Annotated in this window: 10 protein-coding genes; 2 read left to right on the top strand and 8 right to left on the bottom strand. The window is 56.6% G+C overall.

From position 1 onward, the window contains the following. Positions 1-2 precede the first annotated feature (2 nt). Positions 3-1,118 (bottom strand): S1 family peptidase, encoded by a 1,116-nt coding sequence (locus GQ464_RS10855; protein WP_228350206.1) that lies wholly within the window; start codon positions 1,116-1,118, stop codon positions 3-5. A gap of 76 nt (positions 1,119-1,194) precedes the next feature. Further along, complete coding sequence (locus GQ464_RS10850; RefSeq protein WP_166982023.1) at positions 1,195-2,313, bottom strand: ISAs1 family transposase; 1,119 nt, start codon at positions 2,311-2,313, stop codon at positions 1,195-1,197. A 382-nt stretch (positions 2,314-2,695) separates the two neighbouring features. Between GQ464_RS10850 and GQ464_RS10845 the strand changes: the two genes are divergently transcribed. Further along, positions 2,696-2,902 carry a hypothetical protein gene (locus tag GQ464_RS10845; RefSeq protein ID WP_166981407.1) on the top strand — a complete coding sequence of 69 codons (207 nt, stop codon included), beginning with the start codon at positions 2,696-2,698 and terminating at the stop codon, positions 2,900-2,902. Positions 2,903-3,325: 423 nt separating this feature from the next. Here GQ464_RS10845 and GQ464_RS10840 read toward each other — a convergent pair whose 3' ends face one another. From GQ464_RS10840 to GQ464_RS10830, 3 genes are all read right to left on the bottom strand, one after another. Continuing rightward, positions 3,326-4,627, bottom strand: a complete 1,302-nt coding sequence (locus tag GQ464_RS10840) for a hypothetical protein (RefSeq protein WP_166981404.1) — start codon at positions 4,625-4,627, stop codon at positions 3,326-3,328. A gap of 452 nt (positions 4,628-5,079) precedes the next feature. Continuing rightward, positions 5,080-5,616 (bottom strand): hypothetical protein, encoded by a 537-nt coding sequence (locus GQ464_RS10835; RefSeq protein ID WP_228350205.1) that lies wholly within the window; start codon positions 5,614-5,616, stop codon positions 5,080-5,082. Between the two features lie 604 nt (positions 5,617-6,220). Next, a complete protein-coding gene (locus tag GQ464_RS10830; protein ID WP_166981399.1) occupies positions 6,221-7,195 on the bottom strand; it encodes a transposase in 975 nt (324 codons plus the stop codon). Here GQ464_RS10830 and GQ464_RS10825 point away from each other — a divergent pair. Then, positions 7,194-7,481, top strand: coding sequence for a hypothetical protein (locus GQ464_RS10825; RefSeq protein WP_166981396.1), 288 nt, complete (start codon positions 7,194-7,196; stop codon positions 7,479-7,481). The two genes, GQ464_RS10830 and GQ464_RS10825, sit on opposite strands and share 2 nt — an antisense overlap. A gap of 44 nt (positions 7,482-7,525) precedes the next feature. On the opposite strand, the gene GQ464_RS10820 is transcribed toward GQ464_RS10825, so the two are convergent. Genes GQ464_RS10820 through GQ464_RS10810 form a run of 3 tightly spaced genes read right to left on the bottom strand, consistent with a single transcriptional unit; the run spans position 7,526 to position 12,231 of the window. Further along, on the bottom strand, positions 7,526-7,993 hold the full coding sequence (locus GQ464_RS10820) for a hypothetical protein (protein WP_166981394.1): 468 nt from the start codon (positions 7,991-7,993) through the stop codon (positions 7,526-7,528). A 10-nt stretch (positions 7,994-8,003) separates the two neighbouring features. Further along, entirely contained in the window at positions 8,004-9,773 is a 1,770-nt protein-coding gene (locus GQ464_RS10815; protein ID WP_166981392.1) for an ATP-binding protein, read from the bottom strand. 16 nt (positions 9,774-9,789) lie between these two features. Further along, complete coding sequence (locus tag GQ464_RS10810) at positions 9,790-12,231, bottom strand: hypothetical protein (protein WP_228350204.1); 2,442 nt, start codon at positions 12,229-12,231, stop codon at positions 9,790-9,792. Between the last annotated feature and the right edge of the window lie 72 nt (positions 12,232-12,303).

Genomic DNA, 12,303 nt, shown 5'->3' with positions numbered 1-12,303 from the left:
TTCTACTCAATCCCTTGATCCTCCACCATCGTAATATGTTGATTCATGGCTTGACTGATGGCGGACCACGAGACGTAGAAGCCGTCACCTGTCTGTGAGGTCACATCGGGATTACATCCGCTACATGCAGACAAAATGCCCAGGAAATTGCCTCCGTCTGGATCAGGATCGTAGACTATACGAAACAAGGCTGATCCGCTATCACCGCTGTTGACGGGCGTGGTCGCTCGAATGTAGCAAGGGAGACGCGTTAATCGTTGAACACCATCAGGATGGCGGACCACAACGTAGGTCGTAACACAAGTACCTGTAATTTCACCCGTGGTCCACCCCGTCCGAACGCCTACTTTGTTCACGTCCAAACCCATGAAGGGCGACTGGACCCCGAGCGGGAGCGTTTCACCTGTGACAGCATACCCTCCAGGTCCTGTGCTGCTGCTGAAATCTGTAAGATACACATGGCCGGGGAGGGCCATAGAACTATTGTCGTGGGCGCTGTTCAGGTCGATCAGCGCGGCATCCGTTAAATCACAATATCCTGATCCGCAGTTCGTAAGCGGCGGGTCTTCAAATTCTACTCCGATAGCATTGCTAAGCAAGGGCTGTCCCCACTGGCTTCCGTTATTATAACCGACGAACCCTGTGCAATGTGAAGCGGTCAGGAATCCGCGCGTTTGATTCCCAGGGTTCCCGTACCATACTGGTATACCAAGTGTACACCCGCCGTTTCTATCAATCTTGAGTCCCCCTGCGAGCGGACGCACATAGTCGGTTAGCTGTGGAAGCAGCGTTGAAGTGGGAAGTTTCGGGTCAGGCGACATATCTATCGCAGCTTGAGGAATGGGCATCCGTTCGAACACAACAGCCTCGGGCGGAACTCCCAACCGAGCCATCTTTGAAATCACATCGGCTATTGATATGTTTGCCGTTTCATCAAGGCCAATCACCACCACATTCCTGCGCTCGTCAACGTCGGTAAGCACGAGAGGGATAGCGTCTCGCAGGTTTCTTTCAATTAAATCACGGTGGACAGCCAGTTCCGTGAAACTGTAAGCGCCCGGCTGTACAGGAATCTCCTTGCTCAAATAAGCGTCGCGGGATTTATCGTCGATCTCCATCACCTCAAATAATTCAGCGACGAGTTCGTCCCGGGCGGCTCTTGTGTTCTCAGGCTCCCTGCAGGGCGAGCGCATTCTAAATTCCGACGATCTGCGCCAGGAAGGCATCGTCCCAACCGGCCCGTTTTCGCTTCATGCGCAGACTCAACCGCTTCGTTTCGTCCTTGCGCAACAGGTTGAGCGCTAGCTGCCGCACCACCGCCATGTTCTGCCCCCCGTGATCGCGCCGAATACGGCTCTCATCCTCCCGAAACACCACATCGAGCACCCAGTGCAGCTGATTCTCAATGCCCCAGTGACTCCGGATGATATCCAGCATCTGCTCCGCTGTGGTCGCGAGGCTGCTGATGTAGAAGCGGCGCTCCAGACTCACGCCCTGCTGCGTGTGGCGCTCGTGTTCGACCATCACGAGGCTGTTCAGGTCACGCCACGCCTCGGCCTTGGGCACCCAGGCCACATCGGTCGAGATCCACAGCCGACGCACTTCCTTGCGCCCGTGCCCCAGGTCACAGCGCTCCGCGTAGGCGACCGGCATCGCCCGCCAGTGCCGCGTGCGCCCCTGCTCGAAGTAGGCCCGCACCTCACGGTGGAGCAGGCCCTGGTTGCCCTTCAGGGCCAACACGTAGTCCGCCCCCTGCGCGCAGATCGCTTCGGCAATCTCGGTCTGCGTGCCCATCGCATCGAGCGTCACAATGCAGCCTTCGAGGTCCAACACCTCCAGAAGCGCCGGAATCGCGGTAATCTCATTGCTCTTGGCCGAGACCTTCTCTTGCGCCAGCACCAGATGCTGCTCACACGCCCAGGCCGAGATCATGTGCAGGGCGGCCTTCGGGTCGTCTTTGTCGTAACTGCGGCGCAGCGTCTTGCCATCGATGGCAATGACCTCGCCGGCCGTCTGTTGGGCCAGCGCCTCCACCCAGCGTACGAAGCCGCGGGCGAAGGCCTCCGGGCAGATGGCGGCCAGGACGCGGCGGAAGGTGTCGCCCGAGGGCGTGCCATGTTTGAGGTCGAGCCGTTGGGTCAGCCAGGAGACTTTGGCCTGGGCGAACGTGGCGATGTCATCCCAGCCCTCAGCACCGGCAACAACGGCACAGAGGGCGATCACGAGCACGTGCTCGAGCCGGTGGCGTTTGCCCTGATCGCGTCGGGGGTCCTCAAGGTGGTCAAAATAGCGAATAAAGCAGGTCTCAGACATGAACGGAGGGGAGCAAACTGGAACGGCTGACGAACCGGCACAGCTTACGACATCCCAGGCCATTAACACTAGCCTATTTTAGAATGCGCTCGCCCTGAGGCTCCCTGGAGACGAGCACCAACTGACCTTCTTCGTTTTCATATACGCCCCCGAAGCCGTCGAAGCGATCGGCTAGTTTGACGAAAATGTCGTCGAGAGAATTGGGAATGAGCGAGGCGTTTAACTGCCCCCGTGCTTGGGCAAACTCAGAGGAGCTAGTTTGAAGAGGCATTCTCTCTTCCTGAGGAGATGGAGAATCGGTTATCTCAGCCGAGTCGCAAGAAGCGAGTGAGATGAGTAGAACACGCCTAAAAAGACGGTGGTTAGAACGTATCTCGTAACCATGGATGAACCTCTTTTAGTTTGTACAGTGACGGCATACGGCATTCACCTGAAGGTTGCGTCGCCGGACCGGCGGAGTCAGGCTGCTGCCTTCCTCGATTTTGATGCTGGCTTCGGCTTGTTCTCCGCAAGCTTCCGCCTGGATAGCGGGCTTGGTGTAAGGCATGTTGTTCCTGTTCCTTCAACTGCCGCTGTCTCTGCGGCGTGAGCTGGTGCGAGGGCTGTATAACCTATTATTAACCTGCAATTGGCCGTATTACAACGCGCCCCACGGCCATGTATCACCGCGTTAATATACCTGTTAAGCGATGATGATGCAATAACTTACAGTCTGGACCAGTCTGGAAATATGCCGCCAGGTGACATATAATCCCGACACGTCTTGCACATGTTTTCGTGAATCATCAAGGCCCCGGTTATTCCGCGTGCACGAAGCCAGCTGATGGCCGCTTCCCTGTGTGTCCGCGGTCCTCCGGGCGGGGGCCGAAGCGGATGAGGGCCATGCCGGGCAGGCACAGCGCCACGCCGGCATGATGCGCTCGCTCACGGTGCATCCGGCCGGAATAGTGGGGGCACCGGCCATTCACCTGATGCCGGTCCTCCGCGTATCGCTGCTGCGACGGGGCGGGCGCTACAGCGCGGCGACAGCGCCCAGGTCGATCCGCTCGAGTGCGGCTTTCACGTCGTCCATGCCGATGCCCTGGCCCTCGGCGGACACGACGAAGCGCTGCCCGACGATCACCTGCATCGAGGCGCTCGTCTCACCATCCCGACGCCGGAATTCCTCGTAGGCCGGATAGCCTTTGAAGGTCGTCGTGCGCGCGTAGCCGGTGTCGTCTTCCGTCTCGATCTGCGTGTTGAGCCAGCCGTAGCTGATCATCGTCAGGCTCTGGAGCGAGCCCAGGTCGGTGATGCTGACGTTCATCCAGGCCTGGCCGTCCTCGCTGCGGAAGGCCGCCTCGGCGGAAGAGGTGGTAATCCCCATCGCGGAGCCCTTCTGGCCCTGGGCGTCCTCCCGCACCATGCCGGGCAGGCGTTCGGGGAGCAGCGCCTTCAGGGCGCGGAAGTCGGCCACCTCCACGCCTCCCGCCGTCCCGTAGGCCGCGCGCAGGCTGTCGGCCGTGCCCTGCATGGCCCGCCGCTGTTGTTCTTGCGCGGCCGCGGCTTCCTCGGAGAGCCCGTAGCTGCGCAGCTCGTTCAGCCGCTGCAGATCGACGTCCCCGACGGCCTCCTTCAGGGCGTCAATCGGGACGCCGCGGCCGTTGGCGGCCACGACGAAGCGCTGGCCGACGATCACCTGAAAGGCCGTCTCCTCGCCCCCCTGCCGCTGTTTCGACGACTCGAAGGCCGGAAAGCCCTCGAACGTGGTGGTGCGCTCGTAGCCGTCTTCGGTCTCGACGTCGATGTCGGTCATCAGCCAGGCATAGCCGTAGAGCGCCATACTCTGCATCGACCCCAGGTCCAGGATGGCCAGGTCGACGGCGCGGTCGCCGCTGCCGTAGGTGGCCTCGGCCTGGGACATGCTGATGCCGTAGGCCCGGGTCGTCTCGCCGGAGTCATCGGTGCGGGCGAGGCCGGCGGCGCGGTCGGGCAGCAGCGCCTTCAAGTCGCGGAACGGCACCGGCTCCACTGCGCCGGCGGCCTGGCCGTAGCCGTACAGGCTGATCATGGCAGCCTCCAGCTCCCGCATACCGGCATTGCGCTGGGTTCCCTCGGCGGCGGCCTTCTCCCCGAAGACCCGTGTCATGGCGCGGTCGATGTAGCCATCCACGGCCCGGTCCACGGCACGGTTTACGGCGCGGTCCACCGCCTCCTCGGCCTTCCGTTCGAGCGCGTTCTCGGCCGTCTCCTTGGCCCGGTTCTTCAACCGCTTCAGCAGTTGCGCCTCGGCTTCCTGCGGAACCGTTGCCACCAACACGACGGCAAGCATCATCCATCCCGCCCGTTTCATCCATTGCGTCCCTGTCATGTCACCCTCCGTAGACGTTAGTTGATCAGATCGAGCCTCGCCCCCCGCCGGGTGGTCTTGCCTGGATGCAGCGCGCGGTGCATCCCGCCATCAAGGTACGATGCAACCCCATGCTTTTCAAACACAAGGAAACAGGGCGGGCACGTTCCAAACTCCAGCGTGCACCCGGAGGGCCACCCGCGCCGAAGCTTCGGGTTTCGCGGCTCGTGCGAAGACTCCACGGCGCCGCGTCCTGCCGGCACCCCCTCCAGTAACGATCACGCGAAAAGACCGGGTGAGGGGCCAGAGGAATTGTGAAGAAAGCGTGATGACGCCCGATCCCGGCCGAGCGGCAGGTCCGGTCCAGCGTTCAGGCACGGGCGGGGCCTGACGGATACGACACGCCGGCTTCGTTGCACGAACCGGCGGTTGACCGGCTACAGGGCGACCTCATAGCGATCTTCAGCGATGCACCAGCTCGAGGCAGGCGGGCCCGAATTGCCATTTCGCAGCGGATCGACCAACCAGATCTGCCGCATGTAGACGGGAGCACCGTCGTCCAACCCGACCGCCTCAACCATCCAGAGCTGGTCGGCAACGCGTGCGAAACACTGAGCGGAAAGATTCGACCGCGCGTTGTCCATTGCGGCGAAGAAGACGGACCATGCTACTCCCGCCGGCGTGCTTATGAACCCAACCGCAATACCCAGAAACGCAGTCAAGAACGGATAACTGCTCCCACCGGCAAGCCACTCGTTCAATGCAAGCAACATGTGTTCATTGTCCCTGAAAGTCCAGACGCGCCTTGCATGCGCTTTCGACACGTCGGCGCCGGCCTTGAGTCGATATTCGTTGCGATGATTGACATTCACGAGCGAAGAGACCATCGCCCCCGCATGATTGAATCCATACATCAGGGGTATCGAGAACCCCCGCGAGGTGGCTCTTCTCGGAAGACGCTGAAGTGCTGGCATGGTATTTACCTCGCTTGATTCAACGAACCCGGTTACCTATCACACCGGCCGCGGCGTGATGCACGTGGCGGACATGCCCCTCTCTCCTTCCTTCCGGGGTCTTTCCCTGCCGGGAAGAAAGGGTCGTGTGGCTCGTTTCGGCGCCGGCAGCACCCAGAGGTACACGTCCTGCTCGAAAGAGCATTTAGGTAAAAACGCCTCGCGGCAGATCAATTGCGCAGAGGACACCGCAAGTGGTCATGATCCGTATTCTTCCCCTGCCACCAGCGGCCGGCGCTCACCGGTCCAGATAGGCGGAGCGCCTGCACGCAACAAACCTGCCTTTAAATATCTCATTAATGGCAATTTCTCCCGGCAAACGCCGACGCGCTCCGGGCCCGCATGCAAGACGCCGTACGCTTCACCCCGGGCGGGGGCCGAAGAGGATGAGGGCCATGCCGGGCAGGCACAGCGCCACGCCGGCATGATGCGCTCGTTCACCGTCCACCCGGCGACGGACGGGACACGGTGAGAATCAGGGCAAAAGTATGAGGTGTTTTTATAACGGCTTGTGGGTATAGCGCTACTCAGGGACTTTGACCCAAATGAGGGTCGGAAATAAATGTTAAGCGGCTTTGATATAAGCCTTTAGCCCCTGACGCAAAGGCAAGCCTTGCTCATAGCGGTGCCAGAGCACCAACTGGTAGACTAGCACCGCCCCGAGCGCATACCGCTGCGTCGCGACCAGGCCTTTCGTGGGTACCCGGTCGTGCCCATTGAAGATGGCCTTGAACTGTTCATTGAAGTTCTCATTGGCAACCGAGCGCAACTTGTGAAAGATGCGCCGGACTTCGACCCCGTCGTCCGTGTGCGGGTAGGCGCCCCGCTTCGTCGTCACGGCAAACAAGTTGCGCAACCGACACGCTGCCGTGACGTTGGGTGCGTTGTAATGCTTGTCGCCCAGCACATAGCGCACCTCGAAGGGAAGCTCCGGGATCAGATCCTCGGCCACGACATTGTCGGCCTCGTTGGCCGGGCGCAGCCGAGCCGCCACCGGAATCCAGACCGAGGCCACGGTCACGGCCAGATGCAGCTTCCAGCCGTAGACCCAGCCGTGCCAGCCGCTCTGCGTCCAGGCCGCCTCGGTGTCAATCCGGCTGTGGGGCACAAGGCCTGCATCACGGTGTTTTTTGTGCCACACCCCGCCAGAAGCGTGCAAAATGGTCGAGTCGAGCGCCACAGCGCGTCCCGAGTTGGCCCACGGCTTGATCATCTCGACGAGCATGCGTCCGATCAGCCCGATCCGTGCGGGCAGGGATTCGGGAAGGTTGGCCAGTCGTCGTTCCCAGGTTCGCCGACAGGGAAAGCGTCCCTGCTCATCGAGCAAGACGGCCTTGACAGAAGCCATATCCGGTTGATCGAGCACGGCGAGGAACGCGCCAACCTGATAGAGGTGGCGCAGCGTCATGATCACGAGCGCCTTAAGAAAGAGCGTCTCGGGATAAACCACCGGGCGTCCTCTTCGGGGTGAAGTCTTGGGCTGGGGCAGTTTGTCAATGAGCGCGATGAGTTTGAACAGAAGCGCGTCGGGGTGTATCATGGCTCTTGCTGTTGAACTTGAGAGGCTCGATACCCTCAAGGTACAGCAGGAGCCGTACGGGGCACACGCTCGGTGCGGCTCTGTTTTTGCTCAACTTAACATTTATGTCCGACCCTCATCTAATGTGCTTTTCAACAAGCCGGGCGATGGCAGCGGTGAGGGTGCAGCGACTCGGGTGGCGGACGCGCCCGTGCCGTCTGTCCTGATCGAAGACACTGGTTCGATGTATTCTAGCGAGCACCTCGACACCCGCTGCGAGATCCAGAAGAAGAAGGCGGATATGTAGTTCCCATAAAGGGGACTGATTGCAGAGGCGTTTTGTTTGATTCGTCAGTAAATAGGCGGCAGCGGGGTGAGGGTTGCATAGGCCACCACGAACTGCTTCACAATGTCATCAGCACAAGTTTGTACTCTTTTCAGAGAGGCTTGTGCCGTAGGCCGAACGGTTGATATGACCCGATACATGGGCGTAAGATTGCTGCGGGCGTCAAGCAGGCCTTGCTGAACGAGAAACTCAACGCCTTCACGAAACGAAGATTCAATGCCGGTGAATTCTGGCTCAAAGGGCAGCGGAAAGCTCAGAAGAATCAGATCGTCTATCGCTTCGAGCTGGAGTCCTACTACTTCCTCAAAGCGTTGACGGAAAGTACCTCTTATCGTAACATGCTGTGCGGCCCTCCCAAGCGTACCCTCCGTACCGTTGGTCTGGCCGACGTAAACAACACGATGCTTCTTCGAGAGCCAAATATAAATGTATGCCAATCTTCCATCGAAGCAGGCACCAATTACAGAAGGCATGATACAATGGCTAGCTGCTAGACTTAGGTAGCTTATGATCGAGTTTACGGCACATGTCAGCTAGAAATTCGGAAGTGTACCGCCTGAACTCGGTAACGATGTTATTCACATTCTCTCGTTTATATTTTGTTAGATTCTTTTGCGCATATACTTCGGCAATAGCAAGCTGAAGTAGCATCAGCTCGAAAATCACCTGCAGGTCCGTATTACTATGGTTGTCATCATATATCAACCTTCCAAATCGGTGTCCTCGATTGATGCGCACGCAGTGTTCGTGTTCAGCATCATGGTAGGGCTCCCAAAGCAAATTGTCTAGGATAGTACTGACTTGGAAGATTTTGTGGGCTGCTGGATGCGTGTTTTCCCGGAGCACCGCTTCTAGGTCCTCTTCGGTTAGCTCTTCCTCCGAAATGGGTTGATTTTCTTTCTCCTGTTTCTTGCGGGCGGTTTCCTTGCGCAGTTTGTCGCGCATCTCCTCTTGGAGTTCCGTCTCTCGTTCTCGCTGCTTCTGGATTTCCTCTGTTGAGGGAATGCCTTCGCCCGGTAAGTTAGGCGGAGGGGTGTACTCTTCTACGATTTGGTTAGCAACTAGATTAGGATCATCGCCCTGGCGCTCTTTGCGCAGATTGTTAGCGCGATTCCAAGCTTTTTTGCTCTTGCTTTTGTAGTTTGCCGAGTAGTCACTAATCGTTCGTTCGGCGTCGTCAGAAAGCGTGATAGTCGCTTTCTTAACATCAATGTTGAAAGCGTCGTCCGCCGAGTCGTCGATCAGGATGCGGCCTCTGAAAGAGTAATAGTCTTGGTCTTGGGGAATAATGCCACCAAAACGTTCTGCCCAAGAAATCAGACGCTTGTTTCGATAGACATAGAAACCATAGTTGCCGGCTCCAATGCGATACTTATCGCGGATTTTTGCCTGTTCGCCGGCACCGTCTAAGTCAAAAATAGGCGGATAAGGTAGTTGGGTGACTTCGATCCTAGCTTTTAGTTCGTAGTCCGCATCTATCGATATATCTTTGGGACGCTGAATCCATCTCGTTGAACGCCCATCCCATTCATTTTCGTCCAAATTACCGTTGGCATTGGCTTCATCTATGAAGAGTACGTCAAAGGGTGAAATCTCCTTGCCGTCCACATAAATCTTTAAGCCATCTTCTTTCATGAAGTAAAAGTAGATAACGCCGATCTTGTACTCAAGCTCTTCAACGGTGCTACGAACGCTGGGGTGATTATTCTTACGAACCTGGCCGATGCGGATAATCGTACCCCGCCCATCAGTCAGGTACTCGTCAATGAGTGCTCGGTCTTCTTCACTGAGGTGAGCTTTGGTAGCGAAATATTGTCCTCTATTTTGAATGGCAGGCAAAGAGAGGATGTACTTCAGGAAGTTGCCATCACCTGTAGACGAAATGACATGCAACTCGTCGCCCTGTGAGAGGGAAGCGGATTTGAGGCCGAGGCCAAACTTGCACAATGCATGATTTTCGTATTCTAGATCAGACGAACCAAGCATTAGCGCATTTTTTAGCCCGGCCTCGTCCATGCCATCCCCGTCGTCGATGATGAGATATTCACGGACATTGTTTTTGCTCCTGTCGCTCAGGTCCTCGCGCTCTTTGTGGATAAGAATGTGAACCGCTGAAGCATTGGCACGAACGGCATTATCAACCAAGTCACACAGCGCGGAGGCAGGCGTATAACCAATTCTGCTGAGGCCGAACAAGACACGGCCCGGATTCCAATCAAGGTTAATTTCGCTCATTGTAGCAACTTCGCTCATAGGAGTAGATAGATGTTTAGTCTTCCAAGCTAGCAATCAGCTCGCTCATTTCGAAGTTGAGCAGGAACGCTGAGTAATAGCTTTCGAAGATGTCTTTTAGATAGTCGGTGAGGTCAACCGGCTCCTCATCATGTCCACCTTGCTGCTGGTAGATGGTGTATTTGCGATTGCGGGTGATCATGTAGAGGAAGAGGGTATGGAAGTAAACAGAAGATATATACCTCTTGTCCGCCAGATCAAGCTGCTCTGCCGTTTTCAACTTGGACTTGTAGTCCTTGAGCACCCGACTATCCATGTTAACATAGATGGCATCGAGCTTATCGCCTTCGACGCTCGGATGCATCACGGTGTCATGGTTCATCGAAATCCCCTGGGCTTCGAGTGCCTCCCAGTCGAGGTATCCGTCCCTCTTCTCTTCGTAAACAAGATGCAGCGCAGGTAGGCCGATTCTGTCATCTTCTTTCGACGGTTTCGCCTTTTGCTTGTTCTGTTTCTTTTCCGGCTCCGAGATCTTTATCCAGAAGATTTCCTCGAATTTCTGGCCAGCGCCCATGAGCGTGGCCTTGATTTTTACCGCATCGCCTACCTGTACCTTATCGGTCGGATTGAAGGCGATTCTAATGATTCCCTGATTAGGGCTCGAGCGCGCCACGTTGAAGAAGTATTCGACCTTATCCGGAATGCCAGGCTGACTCCCTCCCTCCCTCTCATTAGGTCGGTAGTCCAGAATGGCAATCTGTAAGTCGCCCGGTTCCTCCACACGGTCGAAGTAGTGATCCTCCACGTCGGTCGAGAAGCGTGCGGTGCGCTCACCGCCCAGAGGGACCTTTACCATTGGCAACCCATCCTTATCCTGAGCCTTGACCTCGATTTTGAGAAAAGACGGAAACCGCTGAGGATTGAATGGCGGTGGCTGCTGCCCATTGTTCTGTGACGGTTTGTGCTGCTTGGGTTGCGGCTCCCGTTTCGTCTTCTGATCTAGCTTGAACGTCTGGTTCAGCAGAGACAGGAGATCATCCTTCAGAGGCAGGTTATCCGTGAAGCTCTTGAGTAGATCTTTTGTATCCTCACCCTCGACGGTGATGGCCTGGCGGCGTTGCTTGTAGATATCCTTGAGCTTGCTTTTGGACAAAACGTCCGAAATGACATGACGCAGGGTCCGGGATTCTTCCCCCGCCTTGAGGCGATCCCGGGAAGCCATAAACAGTTCGTTACGGAACTCGAGGTTCACGTGGGTGCAGTCCACGTGGATGATCAAATAGCCCTTCAGTAGAGAGAATTTCAACGACCGCGTGATGAATTCCGATGTGTAGTGCCCGTGCACCTGCCCGTTGATGGAGAACAACACGGACATGTTGTTCTTGAAAAACTCCCGCTGGATGGTTTCCCGGCTCTCCTTGGCATTTTTGCCTTCGATTCGTGGTTTGAACACGTAGCAGGTGATCTTCACGGTTCCGATGGTCTCATCGGAATATGTCTCCGAGAAGTACGTCTCAACATACTTGCTGCCTTCCTCTTCAAGGCGGCGCTTCAACCCATAGAGGTGCCGTTGAAGCGCGCGGTCATTGGGATAGCGCTCTTCTTTATCAATGGTGTAGATCGGCAGTGCAGGTTCGAACAGGTATTCGTTGATACTCTGGTTCAGGTCCCGAGAGATGACCGAACGAGCACCTTCCGGCAGGTCATAGGAATATAGTTTGATGACCGTCCCGGTCTTGAACAGCCGGTTGTAAAGACCGAGATCCATCGTATCGATGTGGAACGATGGGATCTTGCCGTCAATCTTCAGATATTCATACCAAGTGTTCTTCTTGCTCTTGCGTTCCTCGTCACTCAGCGGGTGCTTGCGCATGAGCGTGAAGCCGAACAAACCTGTCCCATCGAATCGTTTCGAGCCGATCAGTTGGTAACGCTTCTTCCCGCAGAACACAATAGCACCGGCTCCGCCCATATTGTATTTCCCTTGGACGAAGTGGATCTCGTTCTTATTGCCCCTTAGCAAGGAAAGGAAGGTGTCTTCGAAATCTTCGGGGTGTTGCCCCTCCCCGTCGTCGTAAATGACAAGGGATGTATTGAGGCGAGGGCCGTCTGCCAGAATTTGTATGGCCTCGGCCTGTTGTGCTCTGAACGAAGGAAGATCCCAATTCTTCGCATCAGGGAAGAAACGTTTTACGGCGTCTTCGACCGAACGAGGCGCTTGAGGTGACTTCGGATCGATGCCTTCTTCAAGGCAGCGTTTCATCAGAATGGCATCGATGGAATTGATCACCTTTTCGACCAGTGCAGGAATCGGAGAGGCCTGTTGGTTCTCGACCACACCGAAGTTGCTCTCATTCTGGCCGTACGGATACCAGTTTTCCTGCTTGAAGACCTCCGGATGCTGCTGGATGACTTCATCTACCTCGCTTTCCGTTGACGCTTGGTAGAGGGCGTGGAATAGAGCTTCCTCCTGGATCATCGGATTCACCAATGCAATCTGGGGTATTGCGTTTAGAGTAGAAAGCGGCTGTTCAATCAGGCGAGCATATCC

Origin of the sequence: Rhodocaloribacter litoris, from assembly GCF_011682235.2 — a bacterium.
GTDB lineage: Bacteria > Bacteroidota > Rhodothermia > Rhodothermales > ISCAR-4553 > Rhodocaloribacter > Rhodocaloribacter litoris.
This window is presented reverse-complemented; position numbering and strand designations above follow the sequence as displayed.

What these genes read in the sequence shown, in the direction of transcription:
- GQ464_RS10855 (WP_228350206.1), bottom strand. Translation starts at nt 1,118, where the DNA reads ATGGAGATCGACGATAAATCCCGCGACGCTTATTTGAGCAAGGAGATT.
- GQ464_RS10850 (WP_166982023.1), bottom strand. Translation starts at nt 2,313, where the DNA reads ATGTCTGAGACCTGCTTTATTCGCTATTTTGACCACCTTGAGGACCCC.
- GQ464_RS10845 (WP_166981407.1), top strand. Translation starts at nt 2,696, where the DNA reads ATGGATGAACCTCTTTTAGTTTGTACAGTGACGGCATACGGCATTCAC.
- GQ464_RS10840 (WP_166981404.1), bottom strand. Translation starts at nt 4,627, where the DNA reads ATGATGCTTGCCGTCGTGTTGGTGGCAACGGTTCCGCAGGAAGCCGAG.
- GQ464_RS10835 (WP_228350205.1), bottom strand. Translation starts at nt 5,616, where the DNA reads ATGCCAGCACTTCAGCGTCTTCCGAGAAGAGCCACCTCGCGGGGGTTC.
- GQ464_RS10825 (WP_166981396.1), top strand. Translation starts at nt 7,194, where the DNA reads ATGGCTCTTGCTGTTGAACTTGAGAGGCTCGATACCCTCAAGGTACAG.
- GQ464_RS10830 (WP_166981399.1), bottom strand. Translation starts at nt 7,195, where the DNA reads ATGATACACCCCGACGCGCTTCTGTTCAAACTCATCGCGCTCATTGAC.
- GQ464_RS10820 (WP_166981394.1), bottom strand. Translation starts at nt 7,993, where the DNA reads ATGCCTTCTGTAATTGGTGCCTGCTTCGATGGAAGATTGGCATACATT.
- GQ464_RS10815 (WP_166981392.1), bottom strand. Translation starts at nt 9,773, where the DNA reads ATGAGCGAAGTTGCTACAATGAGCGAAATTAACCTTGATTGGAATCCG.
- GQ464_RS10810 (WP_228350204.1), bottom strand. Translation starts at nt 12,231, where the DNA reads ATGATCCAGGAGGAAGCTCTATTCCACGCCCTCTACCAAGCGTCAACG.